Origin of the sequence: Enterobacter sp. BNK-13 (assembly GCF_048685015.1) — a bacterium.
GTDB classification, from domain to species: domain Bacteria; phylum Pseudomonadota; class Gammaproteobacteria; order Enterobacterales; family Enterobacteriaceae; genus Enterobacter; species Enterobacter quasiroggenkampii.
This window is the reverse complement of sequence record NZ_JBLQTP010000001.1, coordinates 3,163,119-3,179,676: the sequence shown is the minus strand read 5'-3', so window position 1 is coordinate 3,179,676 and position 16,558 is coordinate 3,163,119. Positions and strand designations below refer to the sequence as shown.

Below are 16,558 nucleotides of genomic sequence, written 5' to 3'. Positions count from 1 at the left end.
CTAGTTGCTAATAAGGAAAAATAAAATGACCGAAGCGATGAAGATTACGCTCTCTACGCAGCCCGCCGACGCGCGCTGGGGCGAGAAAGCCAGCTACAGCATCAACAACGACGGTATTACCCTGCACCTGACGGGCAACGATGATTTGGGCCTGATCCAGCGCGCCGCGCGTAAAATTGACGGTCTGGGCATTAAGCATGTCTCGCTGGAAGGCGAAGGCTGGGACACCGACCGCAGCTGGGCGTTCTGGGCGGGTTACAAAGGGCCGAAAGGCACCCGCAAAATTGAGTGGGCGAACCTCGACGAAGCCGGTCAGAAAGAGCTGGAAAGCCGTCTGCAAATCATCGACTGGGTACGCGACACCATTAACGCTCCGGCGGAAGAGTTAGGCCCTGAGCAGCTGGCGCAGCGCGCCGTTGACCTGCTGTGCGGCGTGGCGGGCGACAAGATGTCCTACCGCATCACCAAGGGTGAAGACCTGCGCGAGCAGAACTACATGGGTATCCACACCGTGGGCCGTGGTTCTGAGCGTCCACCGGTGCTGCTGGCGCTGGACTACAACCCAACCGGCGATAAAGACGCCCCTGTCTTTGCCTGCCTGGTAGGTAAAGGTATCACCTTCGACACCGGCGGCTACAGCCTGAAGCAGAGCGCGTTCATGGACTCCATGAAGTCCGACATGGGCGGCGCGGCAACTATCACCGGTGCGCTGGCGTTTGCCATCACCCGCGGTCTGAAAAAGCGCGTGAAGCTGTACCTGTGCTGCGCGGACAACATGGTCAGCGGTAACGCCTTCAAGCTGGGCGACATCATTCGCTACCGCAACGGCAAAAACGTTGAGGTGATGAACACTGACGCCGAAGGCCGTCTGGTGCTGGCCGATGGCCTGATCGACGCGTCTGCCCAGAAGCCTGAGCTGATCATCGACATGGCAACCCTGACCGGTGCGGCGAAAACCGCGCTGGGTAACGACTACCACGCGCTGTTCAGCTTTGACGACAAGCTGGCCGCACGCCTGCTGGCCAGCGCTGCGGCGGAAAACGAACCGTTCTGGCGTCTGCCGCTGGCCGAGTTCCACCGTAGCCAGCTGCCGTCCAACTTTGCCGAGCTGAACAACACCGCCAGCGCGGCGTACCCGGCGGGTGCAAGCACCGCAGCAGGCTTCCTGTCTCACTTCGTTGAGAACTACCATGAAGGCTGGCTGCACATTGACTGCTCCGCAACGTACCGCAAAGCGGCGGTTGAGCAGTGGTCCGCGGGCGCGACCGGTCTGGGCGTGCGTACCGTGGCGAACCTGCTGACGGCTGAGTAATCTTTTTTGCCGGGTGGCGCTACGCTTACGCGCGCCTTCGGATTCATCATATTGCCCGGCGGCGCTGCGCTTGCACGGGCCTACGGTTTTGTAGGCCGGGTAAGCGAAGCGCCACCCGGCATTTTTTGAAGTAGCCAAACTATGTCAGATACCAAAAACGAATTAGAGACCCTGCTGGAGCAGGCGGCGACCGAGCCCGCCCACCGTCCGGCATTTTTCCGCACGCTGCTGGAGTCCACCGTCTGGGTGCCGGGTACCGCCGTGGAAGGTGAGCAGGTCGTAGAAGACAGCGCGCTGGATCTGCTGCACTGGGAGAAAGACGACGGCACGTCGGTGATCCCGTTCTTCACCTCACTGGAAGCGCTGCAGGAAGCGGTTGAAGACGAACAGGCGTTCGTGGTGATGCCGGTGCGTACCTTGTTTGAAATGACGCTCGGCCAGACGCTGTTCCTCAACGCGAAGCTGCCGACCGGGAAAGAGTTTACACCGCGTGAAATCAGCCACCTGATTGGCGAAGAGGGCAACCCGCTCAGCACGCAGGAAGTGCTGGAAGGGGGCGAAACGCTGCTGCTGTCTGAAGTGGCCGAGCCGCCCGCGCAGATGATTGATTCTCTGACGACGTTGTTCAAAACGCTCAAGCCCGTCAGGCGCGCGTTTCTCTGCTCCATCAAAGAGCGTGCGGACGAAAAGCCGGTGCTGTTGATCGGTATTGAAGCCGATGGCGATTTCGACGAGATCGTTCAGGCGGCGGGCAGCGTGGCGACCGACACGCTACCGGGCGATGAACCAATTGATATCTGTCAGGTGAAAAACGGTGAGAAGGGCATCAGCCACTTTATTACCGAGCACATCACGCCGTTCTATGAGCGTCGCTGGGGGGGCTTCCTGCGCGATCTCAAAACCAACCGCATCATCTGATTTCAGCGGGGTGAATATCACCCCGTTGCTTCCAGCAGCAGTAAATCCATCAGCAGCACCAGATTCGACTCAAACGACGTCACCCCTGCGGCTTCGGCGGCAAAGTGTATCGCTTCGTCATAGAGCGCAAAGTGCACGTCGGCCATCTCCGCCAGCGTGTTGGCCGAGGCGCGGGTAAACGCGACGATGGTCATGCCAACGTTTTTGGCTATCCGCGCTTTATCCAGTACCTGTTCCGTTTCGCCGCTGCGTGAGACGGCAATAAACACCTGATAGCGAGCGGCATTGCTGAGAAAAATGTTCCGGCTGTCGCCCGGTCCGGAGATAAACGCCGTTTTGCCCAGCACCTGCAGCTTCTTGGTCAGGTACTCCGCAAACAGATAAGAGAACCCGGCCCCGTAGAGAAAGAAACTCTCTTTCTGGCGCAGCAGGTTAGCAAACTGCTGGCGTTTGTCCTGGGTGACCCACTGAAAGGTGTGCTGATAGTTGGCGATAAACTGATTAAACAGCGCCGGGAGCTCAGGGGGCGATTGCCCCTGAACGGCAATGTGCGGTGTGTCGGTGAGCAGCTGCTTGCAGTGCCAGATAAACTCGCTAAAGCCGCTGAACCCCAGCTTCTGGCACAGCCGCATAATGGTGGCGGTAGAAACGAACGTCGCCTGTGCCAGCTCGCGAACCGTAATATTGCCCACTAGCAGCGGATGCTCCGTGAGGTGGGCGAGGACGCGATACTCCGCGCGGGTCAATGACGCTCCGCGCGTTAACAGCGTGGCCAGGCGGTTATCCATTATTTTGCGGGTTCGACAGGCAGATCGTCTCGCGCACCCCATTCGCTCCAGGCGCCGTCGTAGAGCGTGACGTCGCTTACGCCGAGCGTGGCGAGCGCCAGAATGACCACGCAGGCCGTTACGCCGGAACCGCAGCTGGCAATCACTGGACGATGTAAATCAACCCCTGCCCGGTCAAAAATGGCGCGCAGTTCGTCGGTAGTTTTCAGCTCGCCCTCAAATACCAGATCGCCCCACGGCACGTTCAGCGCGCCCGGAATATGTCCGCGCTTCAGCCCCGGACGCGGTTCATCCGCTTCGGCATTGAAGCGAGGAGCAGGGCGGGCATCGACGATTTGCGCCGTTTTTTCATGGCTCACGACCAGCACGTCGGTCAGGCGTTTTACCACGTGGGTGTCAAAGGTCGCGTCGAATTCACCTTCCGGCAGCGTGACGTCACCCTGCTGAAGCGGCAGCTCGTCGCGCTTCCACCCCGCCAGCCCACCGGCAAGAATCGAGACTTTTTCCACGCCGAAGTTTTTCAGCATCCACCACGCGCGCGGCGCGGAGAAGAGGTTACCTTCATCATAGACAACGAGGTGTTTGTCTTTGCTGATGCCCAGCTCGCGCATCGCCACGGAAAACGCTTCCGGGCGCGGCAGCATGTGCGGCAGGGGAGAGGTGTGATCGGAGAGGGCTTCAATATCAAAAAATACCGCACCCGGCAGATGCCCGGCACGGTATTCACCGGGCACGTCACGATGCTCTTGTCCCGGAGGGGCCATACGCGCGTCGATAATCTGAACTTCCGGATCGTCGCCGTGCTCAATCAGCCAGTCGGCAGCGACAAAATATGAGGTGGACATGGGTTGCCTCCATTCTTTTCCGTAAAAAAGGATTGTCGGTGTTTTTTCTGACACCGACAAGCAAACCACGTTCAACTCGCGAGCAAGCCCCTATTTTTTCACCGGTTCGCCGTCCTGCCAGGCTTTTTGCAGCGCTGGCCAGTAGTCACGGTTGGCCTCAATCATCTCATCCAGAATGGCTTTTGCATGTTCCATGGTCGGCACAGTGCGGTTGAGGGTAAACGCCTGCAAGGCTTTCTCATAGCTGCCTTCGATAGTCGCCTCCACCAGCAGCTGTTCAGATGCGAGCTGCTGTTGCAAAAGCGTCTGATGGAACAGCGGCACCTGACCAATACGGATCGGTTCTGGGCCCTCGGAGGTGATATAAGCGGGAACTTCCACCACCGCATCGTACGGCAGGTTGGTAATCGCCCCGCGGTTTTCCACCATCACCAGATGGCGGCTTCTCAGGTTAAAGGCCAGCGAGCAGGCCACATCGACGATAAACTCGCCGTGGACGCCCACGTGAAAGGCATCCGGTAAAATTCCGGTGCGTTGATATTCTTCGGCGGCGGCGAACAGCTTTTTCTCGCGCCCGTCCATCACTTCATTTGCGCGGGTATAGTCCGGGCTCTGGTGCGCCACAATCTGGTTCGGCATCAGGTAATACTGCAGATACGGGTTCGGCAGATACTCGGGGAAATTGTCCATGATCGGCTTGATGTTGCGCCAGGTTTTCACCCAGGAGGGGTCGGAATGCTGCGGATCGGTTTTAGCCGCATCTTCCGTCAGCAGGCCAAACTTAGCGATATGCTTACGCAGCGCCGGGAGCTTGTCTTCGCCGTCCACCAGCACGCGGGTAAACCAGCCGAAGTGGTTCAGACCGAAGTAGTCCACTTCCAGCTTGCGGCGATCGACACCCAGAATCGCCCCCATATTGCGCATGGCGGCCACCGGCATATCGCAGATGTTCAGCACCCGCGCATTTGGCCGCAGACGGCGCACGCCCTCCGCGACGATCGCCGCCGGGTTGGAGTAGTTCACGATCCAGGCTTTTTCATGCGCGTAGCGATCGACCAGATCGATAAGCTCCACCATCGGCAGGATCGTGCGCAGGCCGTAGGCCAGCCCGCCGGGGCCGCACGTTTCCTGGCCCACCACGCCGTGACGCAGCGGGATCTTCTCATCCTGCTCGCGCATCTTATACTGACCGACGCGCATCTGGGCAAAGACGAAATGGGCGCCGCTGAAGGCCACTTCCGGGTCGCTGGTGACGGTAAATTTGATATGCTGACTGTGGTCGCGAATGACCTTCTCGACAACCGGCGCAATGGTGTTCTGACGCACCTCGTCGATATCGTAGAGGCGAATTTCGGCCAGCGGGAAATCCTGCAGGCGCACCATCAGGCTTTTCACAATGCCCGGCGTGTAGGTGCTGCCGCCGCCGGCAATCGACAGAATGAATGGGGGTGTAAACATCTTTAGCTCCTTTCAGAGAAACGTCTCAACGGCTTCTCGCATTTTTTTGACATGCAGCCCGTAGACCACCTGAACGTTGTTACCTTGTTTGATAATCCCTTTCGCGCCGGTCGCCTTCAGACGCGGCTCGTCGATAATGGCGACGTCCTTTACCGTGACGCGTAAGCGGGTGTAGCAGTTGTCCACCACTTCAATATTTTCCCGGCCGCCCAGCCCCACCACGATGGACTCGCCCAGACCGTCGTTATTGCCCTTCGCCTGGTACTCCTGCTTGCTGTAGAGGCGCGTCTCCTGGTCCTCATCTTCACGACCCGGCGTTTTCATGTTGAAGCGCAGGATCAGGAAGCGGAACACCACGAAGTAGAGGGCGAACATGATCAGCCCGACAACGATGTACATCGGCCAGTTGGACTTGGCCGTGCCGAGCGGCAGGTTGTAGAGGATGAAGTCGATAATCCCGTTGGCGCCGATGGCGTGAACGCCCAGCAGGGAGAACAGCATCATGCCGATGCCGGTCAGCACCGCATGCACCACGAACAGCAGCGGGGCGACGAACAGGAAGGAGAACTCAATCGGCTCGGTGACGCCGACCAGCAGCGAGGTCAGCGCCGCCGGGATCAGAATCGCCTTCGCCGCCGCTTTACGCTCTGGCCTGGCGGTCATATACATCGCCAGCGCCGCGGCGGGCAGGCCAAACATCTTGCTGATGCCGCGGGCGTCCCACACCACTGTGCTGCTGAGCTGCTTCACGTCCGGGCAGGCCATCTCAGCGAAGTAGATATTGCGCGCACCCTGATACACCGTGCCGCAGACCTCCTGCGTGCCCCCGAGTTCGGTATAGAGGAACGGGGTATAGACCAGATGGTGCAGGCCAGTGGGGACCAGAATGCGTTCCAGGAAGCCGTAGATGGCCACGCCAAATGGTCCGGAGCCTTTGATGGCCAGCGCCAGGACGCTAATGCCGTGCTGGGCAAACGGCCACAGTTCGCTCATCACCACGCCGAGCAGCATGGAGACTGGAAGCATTACAATGGCGACAAAACAGTGGCCGGAGTAAATCGCCATCGCGCCGTTAAACTGTACGCCGGAATATTTATTGTACAGGTATCCCGACAGCGCCCCGGTCAGGATCCCGGCGAAAACGCCCATCTCCAGCACCTGGACGCCCAGCACCATGGTCTGCCCGGCCGCCTTCATTTCGGCTGCAGGTGCCAGCGCGCCCTGCAGCTGCAGCGTGACGTTCATGGCGTTGATGAATACGACAAAGGTGACCAGGCCAATCAACGCGGCATAGCCTTTATCACGCGTCGCCAGACCAATCGGAATACCAACGGCAAACACCAGTGCCAGGTTCACCAGCACCGACACGGCCGATTTCGCGATAAGCTGACCAAGATGCTGAATCAGCGGATGGCCAAGAAAGGGCAGGTATTCAGCGAGATTACCGTTACCCAGCACGTTACCAAAGGCGATAAACAGACCGACGATCGGTAAGATAAGCACCGGTCCGTACAATGATTTTCCGAAATTTTGTAGGGCGTTCACGGCTCGTTTCATGGCTTTCTCTCTTATTGAACCGCGCACTCGGGGTGCGTCATGGTTATAAAACTAGCAGCCTTCAGGGACGCTTATCCAGCTATCCTCTTGTTTTAAAAACAAATGACGTGAAAGGTAACATGTGACGTTTGGGGCTGTGATCGCGGTTCCATCACGGCGTAGCGGCGTGTTGCCATTCTGCGAGGCGCTTTCCAGATTCTAAAATTGGACTTTTTGAATTAATGAAACTTGCGGATAATACTTATCCGGACGACGACAAACAGGCCCCCTCAGGGCCAGGGACAAAGGATGAAACCGTTTCGCTTAGCCGCGCTCTCCCTTGCGCTGCTTACCACGTTTACGCTTGTCGGCTGTGATAACAGCGACGATAAATCTCAGGCTGCGGCTCCCGCGGCATCCACCGCATCCACACCGAAAGCCGCGGAAAAGCCAAATGCTGAAACGCTGGCTAAGCTCGCCGCCCAGAGTCAGGGAAAAGCGCTGACCCTGCTGGATGCCTCTGAAGTTCAGCTCGACGGTGCCGCCACGCTGGTGCTGACATTCTCGGTTCCGCTGAATCCCGATCAGGATTTCGCGAAAACCGTGCATGTCGTGGACAAAAAAAGCGGCAAAGTTGACGGGGCGTGGGAACTTGCGCCTAACCTGAAAGAGCTTCGCCTGCGCCATCTGGAGCCCAACCGCAACCTGGTCGTCACCGTTGAACGGGGCCTGCAGGCGCTGAACAAGGCGACGTTCGGCATTGATTATGAGAAAGCCCTGGCCACCCGGGACGTTGAACCCACCGTTGGTTTTGCCAGCCGTGGCTCGCTGCTGCCGGGTAAGGTGGTGGAAGGGTTGCCGGTAATGGCGCTCAACGTCAACAATGTTGACGTCAACTTCTACCGCGTGAAGCCGGAATCGCTGGCTTCCCTTGTCAGCCAGTGGGAGTACCGTAACTCGCTGACCAACTGGGAATCCGACAACCTGCTGAAGATGGCGGAGCTGGTTTACACCGGTCGATTCGATCTTAATCCGGCGCGCAACACGCGCGAAAAATTACTGTTGCCCCTGAAGGATATTAAACCGCTCCAGCAGTCTGGCGTTTATATCGCGGTCATGAACCAGGCCGGGCACTACAACTACAGCAACGCCGCGACGCTCTTTACCTTAAGCGATATTGGCCTGTCCGCTCACCGTTATCATAATCGCCTGGACATCTTCACCCAGAGTCTGGAGAACGGTGCGGCGCAGTCTGGCGTCACCGTCACCCTGTTGAACGATAAAGGGCAGACGCTTGCCGAAGCGAAAAGCGACGGTGATGGCCACGCAAAGCTTGAGACCGACAAAGAGGCCGCGCTGATCCTGGCCAGTAAAGACGGCCAGACCACGCTGCTTGACCTCAAGCTACCGGCTCTTGATCTGGCGGAGTTTGATATCGCCGGGAGTCCGGGCTACAGCAAGCAGTTCTTTATGTTTGGCCCACGCGATCTCTACCGCCCGGGCGAAACGGTGATCCTCAACGGCCTGCTGCGCGACAGTGACGGTAAGCCACTTACCGATCAGCCCGTGAAGCTTGACGTGCTGCGTCCGGATGGACAGGTCGCGCGTACCATCGTCGTCAAGCCGGAGAACGGACTCTATCGCTTCAACTATCCGCTGGACAGCGGGGCGCAGACCGGCATGTGGCATATCCGCGCCAACACGGGCGATAACCTGCAGCGCCTGTGGGACTTCCACGTCGAAGACTTCATGCCAGAGCGCATGGCGCTCAACCTGAGCGGACAAAAAACGCCGGTTTCACCGCAGGATAACGTGGACTTTAACGTGGTCGGCTATTACCTGTATGGCGCTCCGGCCAACGGTAACTCTCTGCAGGGCCAGCTCTTCCTGCGTCCGCTGCGTGACGCGGTGGCCGCGCTGCCGGGCTTCCAGTTTGGTGATATCGCCGAAGAGAACCTGAGCCGCAGCCTGGATGAAGTGCAGCTTACGCTGGACGAGCAGGGACGTGGGCAGGTTTCTACCGAAAGCCAGTGGAAAGAGGTGCACTCTCCGCTGCAACTGATCCTGCAGGCCAGCCTGCTGGAGTCGGGCGGTCGTCCGGTGACGCGTCGTGCTGAGCAGGCCATCTGGCCCGCAGCGGAATTGCCGGGTATCCGTCCTCAGTTCGCCAGCAAGGCGGTTTATGACTACCGCACCGATACGACCGTCAACCAACCGATTGTTGATGAGAACGGCAATGCCAGCTTCGACATCGTGTATGCCGATGCCAGCGGCGCGAAAAAGGCCGTTTCCGGGTTACAGGTTCGTCTGATTCGCGAGCGTCGGGACTACTTCTGGAACTGGTCTGAGAGCGAAGGCTGGCAGTCTCAGTTCGATCAGAAAGATCTGGTCGAAGGTGAGCAGGAGCTGACGCTTAAGGCCGATGAAACGGGTAAAGTCACCTTCCCGGTGGAGTGGGGCTCTTATCGTCTGGAGGTGAAAGCGCCTGATGAGATGGTCAGCAGCGTGCGCTTCTGGGCGGGGTACAGCTGGCAGGATAACAGCGACGGCACCGGCGCTGCACGCCCTGACCGCGTGACCTTGAAACTGGATAAGCCAGCCTATCAGCCAGGCGACACCATCAACCTGCACATTGCCGCGCCAGCCGCAGGCAAGGGCTATGCGATGATCGAGTCCAGTGAAGGGCCGCTGTGGTGGAAAGAGATCGACGTACCGGCAAACGGACTGGATCTCGCTATCCCGGTCGACAAGGCCTGGAAGCGTCACGACCTCTACCTGAGTACGCTGGTGGTACGTCCCGGAGATAAATCCAAATCCGCCACGCCGAAACGTGCGGTCGGCCTGCTGCATCTGCCGATGGGTGACGAAAATCGCCGCCTGAATATTGCGCTCGATAACCCGCAGAAAATGCGTCCAAACCAGACGCTCTCGGTGAAGGTGAAAGCCAGCGTGAAAGAGGGGGCCGTGCCGCAGAAGGTGAACGTCCTGGTATCGGCGGTGGACAGCGGCGTGCTGAATATTACCGATTACGTCACGCCGGATCCGTGGCAGGCTTTCTTTGGTCAGAAGCGTTACGGCGCGGATATCTACGATATATACGGCCAGGTCATTGAAGGGCAGGGCCGTCTGGCCGCGCTGCGCTTTGGTGGCGATGGGGATGAACTGAAGCGCGGCGGCAAACCGCCGGTGAACCACGTCACCATCATTGCCCAGCAGGCACAGCCGGTTACGCTGGATGCCAACGGGGAAGGCACAATTACATTGCCAGTTGGAGACTTCAACGGTGAGCTGCGTCTGATGGCGCAGGCCTGGACGGAAGAGGATTTCGGCAGCAGCGAAAGCAAGATTATCGTGGCCGCGCCGGTCATTACCGAACTGAATACCCCGCGCTTCCTGGCAAGCGGAGATACCTCGCGGCTGACGCTGGATATCACTAACCTGACCGACCAGCCGCAAACGCTGAATATCGCCCTGAACGCGACAGGCAAACTGGCGCTGGAAGGCGCGCAGCCTCAGCCGGTTCAGCTGCCACCGGGGGCGCGCAGTACGCTGTTTATTCCGGTACGCGCGCTGGACGGTTATGGTGACGGTGAAGTGACCGCGCAGGTGACCGGCCTGCAGCTTCCGGGCGAGACCTTCGTCCCGCAGCAGAAGAGCTGGAAAATCGGTGTGCGTCCGGCGTTCCCGGCGCAGACGGTCAATACCGGTGCCATGCTGAACCCTGGCGAATCCTGGACTGCACCGGCGCAGCACAGCAACGGTTTCTCTCCTGCCACCCTGCAGGGGCAACTGCTGCTGAGCGGCAAACCACCGCTCAACCTGGCGCGCTATATTCGTGAACTGCAGGCCTATCCGTATGGCTGTCTGGAGCAGACCACCAGCGGTCTGTTCCCGTCGCTCTACACCAACGCGGCGCAGCTTACGGCGCTTGGCATCAAAGGTGATACGGACGATAAACGCCGTGCCGCCATTGATATCGGTATTTCCCGTCTGCTGCAGATGCAGCGTGAAGACGGCGGGTTCGCGCTGTGGGATAAAAACGGTCCGGAAGAGTACTGGCTGACGGCCTACGTGACCGACTTCCTGGTCCGTGCGGGCGAGCAGGGCTACAGCGTGCCTGCCGATGCGGTGAATAATGCCAATAGCCGGTTGCTGCGCTACCTGCAGGACCCGGGCATGATGTCTGTTCGCTACAGCGACGATACGCAGGCCAGCAAGTTCGCCGTGCAGGCCTATGCCGCGCTGGTGCTGGCACGTCAGCAAAAAGCGCCGCTGGGCGCGCTGCGTGAAATCTGGGATCGTCACGCTCAGGCGGCGTCCGGCCTGCCGCTGATGCAGCTGGGCATGGCGCTCAAGCTGATGGGCGATGCCCCGCGCAGCCAGCAGGCGCTGGATCTGGCGCTCAAAACGCCGCGCAACGACAGCAAAAACTGGATGGCCGATTACGGTAGCCAGCTTCGCGATAACGCGCTGATGCTCTCTCTTCTGGAGGAGTACAAACTTCTGCCGGATGCGCAAAATACGCTGCTGAATGCCCTGTCTGAGCAGGCCTTCAGCCAGCGCTGGTTGTCCACTCAGGAGAGCAATGCGCTGTTCCTGGCCGGTCGTTCGCTGCAAACCTTGTCGGGTGCGTGGCAGGCGAAAACCTCCCTGTCAGATTCCGCATCAGGTGGCGATAAAGCGCAGGTACAAAACGTGAGCGGCGACCAGCTTGGCGCGCTGCAGGTGACCAATACCGGTACTTCACCGCTGTGGGTACGCCTTGATAGCACCGGTTATCCTGACTATGCTCCTCAGCCGAGCTCGAACGTGCTGCAGGTTGAACGCCATATTCTGGCAACGGACGGCAGCACGAAATCGCTCTCTTCGCTGAAGAGCGGTGAGCTGGTGCTGGTATGGCTGGAAGTCAAAGCCAGCCAGAACGTGCCGGACGCGCTGGTGGTGGATCTCCTCCCTGCGGGTCTGGAGCTGGAAAACCAGAACCTGGCAAGCAGCAGCGCCAGCCTGCAGGACAGCGGTAGCGAAGTGCAGAACCTGCTCAGCCAGATGCAGCAGGCGGACATTCAGCATATGGAATTCCGCGACGACCGCTTTGTGGCGGCCGTGCCAGTAAATGAAGGTCAGCCGGTTACGCTGGTTTATCTGGCGCGCGCCGTGACGCCGGGAACCTACCAGGTGCCGGTTCCGATGGTCGAGTCTATGTATGTGCCGCAGTGGCGGGCAACGGGTGCGGCCAGTGGCCCGCTGATTGTTGTTCCGTAATATGCGAATGGCACGTTTGACACGCTCCCGCTGGCTGTGGCTGGCGGGAGCGCTTCTCGTTTTATGGGGGCTGATTGTCGCCGCCGACCGCCTGTGGCCGTTGCCGCTGAAAGAAGTTAACCCTGCCCGGGTGGTGGTGGATGAGAAGGGCACGCCGCTCTGGCGTTTTGCCGATAGCGACGGGATCTGGCGCTATCCGGTGACGATCGAAGAGGTCTCTCCCCGTTATCTTGAGGCGCTGATCCAGTACGAAGATCGCTGGTTCTGGGATCACCCCGGCGTAAACCCGCTTTCTGTCCTGCGCGCTGCCTGGCAGGATCTCAGTTCCGGGAAAGTCATCTCTGGCGGAAGCACACTCACCATGCAGGTCGCGCGACTGCTGGACCCGCATCCGCGCACCTTCGGCGGTAAAATTCGCCAGCTCTGGCGTGCCATGCAGCTGGAGTGGCATCTTTCCAAACGCGAAATCCTCACGCTCTATCTCAACCGCGCGCCGTTTGGCGGTACGCTGCAGGGCGTGGGAGCGGCAAGCTGGACGTATCTGGGCAAGCCGCCATCGCAGCTCAGCTATTCCGACGCGGCGCTGCTGGCGGTGCTACCGCAGGCACCGAGTCGTTTACGCCCGGATCGCTGGCCTGAACGGGCCGAAGCGGCGCGCAATAAAGTGCTCGACCGCATGGCGACGCAGGGCGTCTGGTCCGCAAAGCAGGTCAAAGAGTCCCGTGAAGAATCAGTATGGCTGGCGCCCCGGCAGATGCCGCAGCTGGCACCGCTCTTTGCTCGGATGATGCTCGGTAAAAGTCGCGACACGAAAATTGTCACCACGCTGGATGCCGGACTGCAGCGGCAGCTGGAAGAGCTGGCGATGAACTGGAAATCCCGCCTGCCGGCACGCAGCTCGCTGGCGATGATCGTGGTCGATCATACCGATATGAAAGTGCGCGGCTGGGTGGGATCGGTAGATATCAACGATGACACGCGTTTTAGCCATGTGGATATGGTCAATGCGATCCGATCGCCGGGATCGGTGTTAAAACCCTTTATCTACGGCATGGCGCTGGATGATGGCCTGATCCATCCCGCCTCGCTGCTTCAGGACGTTCCCAGAAAAACCGGTGATTATCGGCCCGGGAATTTTGACAGCGGATTTCATGGACCGGTCAGCATGAGTGAAGCGCTGGTACGCTCCCTCAACCTGCCTGCCGTTCAGGTGCTGGAAGCCTACGGACCAAAACGATTTGCCGGGATGCTGAGCAACGCAGGCTTGCCGCTGATCCTGCCTGCGGGGGCGCAGCCGAATCTGTCTCTGATCCTCGGCGGGGCAGGCGCGCGGCTGGCAGATATTGCTGCGGCCTACAGTGCTTTTGCCCGACACGGTAAGGCGGGTAGGCTGCGCCTGCAGCCAGGCGATCCGCTGACTGAACGTCCGCTGTTATCACCGGGCTCGGCGTGGATTATTCGCCGTATTCTGGCCAATGAAGCGCAGCCGCTACCGGATAATGCGCTACCGCAGGTTGCGCCGCTGGCGTGGAAAACCGGTACCAGCTACGGCTACCGTGATGCCTGGGCCATCGGTCTGAATGCCCGTTATGTGATAGGCATCTGGACCGGACGACCGGACGGCACGCCCGTGGCGGGACAGTTTGGGTTTGCCAGCGCGGTTCCGCTGTTAAACCAGGTCAATAACCTGCTTCAGTCGCGCTCAACGGTAGACGAAGCCCGCCTGCCGCGCGATCCGCGTCCGGCAAGCGTCGGGCGGGGCGTGATCTGCTGGCCGGGCGGCCAGTCGCTACCGGAAGGCAGCGAAAACTGTCGACGTCGCCTGTCGACCTGGCTGCTGGAAGGCAGTGAACCGCCCACGCTGCTCCTGCCCGAACAGGAGGGCATACGCGGGATCCGTTTCCCGGTCTGGCTGGATAAAACCGGCAAACGCGTGGCCGCAGATTGCCCGGATGCTACTGAAAAAGTCCTGGATGTATGGCCGCTGCCGCTGGAGCCGTGGCTGCCTGCAACCGAGCGTCGTGCGGTACGGATTCCGCCTTCATCAAGAATTTGTCCTCCACTCTTGCAGGACGCACCTGCGCCACTCATTCTGACCGGCGTGCGTGAAGGGGCCGTTATTAAACGTCTGCCGGGGGAATCCCGCGTTTCGCTGCCGCTTCAGGCGACCGGCAACAGCGGTGAGCGCTGGTGGTTTTTGAACGGTGAACCGCTGAATGTGAAAGGAAGCGTTTACACATTACAGCTTGATAAGTCGGGCGATTATCAGTTACTCGTTATGGATGAGACCGGGCAGGTCGCGACGGTGAATTTTACGCTTCAGTGACCTGAAAACAGCTTTCTGATGTGAGCTGTTGCTAAAACTCGTCTTATTTTAAAAAAATGTTACCTGAATCCATAGGCAATGGCGCCATTGCTCATTATAATCCGCGCCACACCATACTCAGGTATGCAAAACAACAGAACATTGACAGAGGTTATCATGGCTATTGAACGTACTTTTTCCATCATCAAACCAAACGCGGTGGCAAAAAACGTTATTGGCAGCATCTTCGCTCGCTTTGAATCTGCAGGGTTCAAAATTGTTGGCACCAAAATGCTGCACCTGACCGTTGAGCAGGCGCGCGGCTTCTACGCTGAGCACGAAGGTCGCCCATTCTTTGACGGCCTGGTTGAGTTCATGACCTCCGGTCCAATCGTGGTATCCGTACTGGAAGGCGAAAACGCCGTACAGCGTCACCGCGACCTGCTGGGTGCAACCAACCCGGACAACGCGCTGGCAGGAACTCTGCGCGCTGACTACGCTGACAGCTTCACCGAGAACGGCACCCACGGTTCTGACTCTGTTGAATCTGCCGCACGCGAAATCGCTTTCTTCTTCGCAGAAGGCGAAGTGTGTCCACGTACCCGTTAATTTAACGGTTTCGTTTACACATTATTTTCGTAAATGCCGCGTCCAGACGTGGCATCCCTGCGCCAGACTTTGTACAATGCAACGCCCCGGACGAGCAGACCGCTTTCCGGGGCGTTTCTATTCAACCCTCCATGGGCCATAACGTGTAACAACGAGGCCGGTAAATATTATGTCTGAATTAGTGAATACCTCCGAAGTCGCCATTCCTGCGGTTCCCAATAAAAATGGAAAAATCAACCTGCTGGATCTGAACCGTCAGCAGATGCGCGAGTTCTTCAAAGAGATGGGCGAAAAGCCGTTTCGTGCCGATCAGGTCATGAAGTGGATGTACCATTACTGCAGCGACAATTTTGATGACATGACTGACATCAACAAGGTCCTGCGCAATAAGCTCAAAGAAGTGGCAGAAATCCGTGCACCGGAAGTGGTGGAAGAGCAGCGCTCCGCGGATGGCACCATCAAATGGGCGATTGCAGTCGGCGATCAGCGCGTTGAAACCGTCTACATCCCGGAAGAAGACCGCGCGACGCTGTGCGTCTCCTCCCAGGTTGGCTGTGCGCTGGAGTGCAAATTCTGCTCAACCGCGCAGCAAGGCTTTAACCGTAACCTGCGTGTTTCAGAAATTATCGGCCAGGTCTGGCGTGCCGCGAAAATCGTGGGCGCGGCAAAAGTAACCGGCACGCGCCCTATCACCAACGTGGTGATGATGGGGATGGGTGAACCGCTGCTGAACCTGACCAACGTCGTTCCGGCGATGGAAATCATGCTGGATGACTTTGGCTTTGGCCTGTCCAAGCGTCGCGTCACGCTGTCGACCTCAGGCGTTGTGCCTGCGCTGGACAAGCTCGGCGACATGATTGACGTCGCGCTGGCGATCTCCCTGCACGCACCAAACGATGAAATTCGTGACGAAATTGTGCCGATCAACAAAAAGTACAATATCGAAACCTTCCTCGCCGCAGTACGTCGCTACCTGGAGAAATCCAACGCCAACCAGGGCCGCGTGACCATCGAGTACGTGATGCTGGACCACGTCAACGACGGCACCGAGCATGCGCATCAGCTGGCTGAACTGCTGAAAGATACGCCATGTAAAATCAACCTGATCCCATGGAACCCGTTCCCAGGCGCGCCGTATGGCCGTAGCTCGAACAGCCGTATCGACCGTTTCTCCAAGGTGCTGATGGAGTATGGTTTCACCACCATCGTGCGTAAAACACGTGGTGATGATATTGATGCCGCATGTGGACAGCTGGCTGGTGATGTTATTGACCGTACCAAGCGTACCCTGCGTAAACGCATGCAGGGCGAGACGATCGCGGTTAAAGCTGTTTGATTATTATGCACTCGCGGCGCATTATCTGCGCCGTGAGACATAACCTTACTGAGTAATCAGTCAGATTCGTGAAGACTGATCAATAATTACGGTGCGTTTCATCCGACTTTCGGGCAGTATGTAACGACGTAACAACAGTTTAGCCGTACGGGCAGGGCTGTACTGTCATCTCCGGGCTGACAGTCTTAT

The 16,558-nt window shown here is 58.7% G+C and carries 10 protein-coding genes; 6 read left to right on the top strand and 4 right to left on the bottom strand.

Annotation, left to right across the window (positions count from 1 at the left end; genetic code table 11):
* Positions 1-25: 25 nt before the first annotated feature.
* Both pepB and sseB read left to right on the top strand, forming a co-directional pair.
* The gene (gene pepB / locus ACMGGQ_RS15295) at positions 26-1,312 is read left to right on the top strand and encodes an aminopeptidase PepB (protein ID WP_024908644.1); all 1,287 of its coding nucleotides are present in this window, start codon (positions 26-28) and stop codon (positions 1,310-1,312) included.
* Positions 1,313-1,453: 141 nt separating this feature from the next.
* Positions 1,454-2,230 carry an enhanced serine sensitivity protein SseB gene (gene sseB, locus ACMGGQ_RS15290; RefSeq protein WP_420290243.1) on the top strand — a complete coding sequence of 259 codons (777 nt, stop codon included), beginning with the start codon at positions 1,454-1,456 and terminating at the stop codon, positions 2,228-2,230.
* Between the two features lie 17 nt (positions 2,231-2,247).
* Here sseB and ACMGGQ_RS15285 read toward each other — a convergent pair whose 3' ends face one another.
* The 4 genes from ACMGGQ_RS15285 to ACMGGQ_RS15270 all read right to left on the bottom strand — a co-directional run bounded on the left by ACMGGQ_RS15285 (position 2,248) and on the right by ACMGGQ_RS15270 (position 6,878).
* Entirely contained in the window at positions 2,248-3,018 is a 771-nt protein-coding gene (locus ACMGGQ_RS15285; protein WP_420290242.1) for a MurR/RpiR family transcriptional regulator, read from the bottom strand.
* Entirely contained in the window at positions 3,018-3,863 is an 846-nt protein-coding gene (gene sseA, locus ACMGGQ_RS15280; protein WP_032675337.1) for a 3-mercaptopyruvate sulfurtransferase, read from the bottom strand. The genes ACMGGQ_RS15285 and sseA overlap by 1 nt, the downstream gene beginning before the upstream one ends.
* 90 nt (positions 3,864-3,953) lie before the next feature.
* Positions 3,954-5,321 (bottom strand): 6-phospho-alpha-glucosidase, encoded by a 1,368-nt coding sequence (locus tag ACMGGQ_RS15275; protein ID WP_420290241.1) that lies wholly within the window; start codon positions 5,319-5,321, stop codon positions 3,954-3,956.
* A gap of 12 nt (positions 5,322-5,333) precedes the next feature.
* Entirely contained in the window at positions 5,334-6,878 is a 1,545-nt protein-coding gene (locus tag ACMGGQ_RS15270) for a PTS transporter subunit EIIC (protein WP_420290240.1), read from the bottom strand.
* Positions 6,879-7,166: 288 nt separating this feature from the next.
* Between ACMGGQ_RS15270 and ACMGGQ_RS15265 the strand changes: the two genes are divergently transcribed.
* From ACMGGQ_RS15265 to ACMGGQ_RS15250, 4 genes are all read left to right on the top strand, one after another.
* Positions 7,167-12,119, top strand: a complete 4,953-nt coding sequence (locus ACMGGQ_RS15265; protein WP_420290239.1) for an alpha-2-macroglobulin family protein — start codon at positions 7,167-7,169, stop codon at positions 12,117-12,119.
* A gap of 1 nt (position 12,120) precedes the next feature.
* Positions 12,121-14,445, top strand: a complete 2,325-nt coding sequence (gene pbpC / locus ACMGGQ_RS15260) for a peptidoglycan glycosyltransferase PbpC (RefSeq protein WP_128301500.1) — start codon at positions 12,121-12,123, stop codon at positions 14,443-14,445.
* Positions 14,446-14,601: 156 nt separating this feature from the next.
* Positions 14,602-15,033: a nucleoside-diphosphate kinase gene (gene ndk / locus ACMGGQ_RS15255; protein WP_003860625.1), complete on the top strand. Its 432-nt coding sequence runs from the start codon at positions 14,602-14,604 to the stop codon at positions 15,031-15,033.
* 169 nt (positions 15,034-15,202) lie between these two features.
* Positions 15,203-16,369 carry a bifunctional tRNA (adenosine(37)-C2)-methyltransferase TrmG/ribosomal RNA large subunit methyltransferase RlmN gene (locus tag ACMGGQ_RS15250; RefSeq protein WP_014171168.1) on the top strand — a complete coding sequence of 389 codons (1,167 nt, stop codon included), beginning with the start codon at positions 15,203-15,205 and terminating at the stop codon, positions 16,367-16,369.
* Positions 16,370-16,558: the final 189 nt, after the last annotated feature.

What these genes read in the sequence shown, in the direction of transcription:
- pepB (WP_024908644.1), top strand. Translation starts at nt 26, where the DNA reads ATGACCGAAGCGATGAAGATTACGCTCTCTACGCAGCCCGCCGACGCG.
- sseB (WP_420290243.1), top strand. Translation starts at nt 1,454, where the DNA reads ATGTCAGATACCAAAAACGAATTAGAGACCCTGCTGGAGCAGGCGGCG.
- ACMGGQ_RS15285 (WP_420290242.1), bottom strand. Translation starts at nt 3,018, where the DNA reads ATGGATAACCGCCTGGCCACGCTGTTAACGCGCGGAGCGTCATTGACC.
- sseA (WP_032675337.1), bottom strand. Translation starts at nt 3,863, where the DNA reads ATGTCCACCTCATATTTTGTCGCTGCCGACTGGCTGATTGAGCACGGC.
- ACMGGQ_RS15275 (WP_420290241.1), bottom strand. Translation starts at nt 5,321, where the DNA reads ATGTTTACACCCCCATTCATTCTGTCGATTGCCGGCGGCGGCAGCACC.
- ACMGGQ_RS15270 (WP_420290240.1), bottom strand. Translation starts at nt 6,878, where the DNA reads ATGAAACGAGCCGTGAACGCCCTACAAAATTTCGGAAAATCATTGTAC.
- ACMGGQ_RS15265 (WP_420290239.1), top strand. Translation starts at nt 7,167, where the DNA reads ATGAAACCGTTTCGCTTAGCCGCGCTCTCCCTTGCGCTGCTTACCACG.
- pbpC (WP_128301500.1), top strand. Translation starts at nt 12,121, where the DNA reads ATGCGAATGGCACGTTTGACACGCTCCCGCTGGCTGTGGCTGGCGGGA.
- ndk (WP_003860625.1), top strand. Translation starts at nt 14,602, where the DNA reads ATGGCTATTGAACGTACTTTTTCCATCATCAAACCAAACGCGGTGGCA.
- ACMGGQ_RS15250 (WP_014171168.1), top strand. Translation starts at nt 15,203, where the DNA reads ATGTCTGAATTAGTGAATACCTCCGAAGTCGCCATTCCTGCGGTTCCC.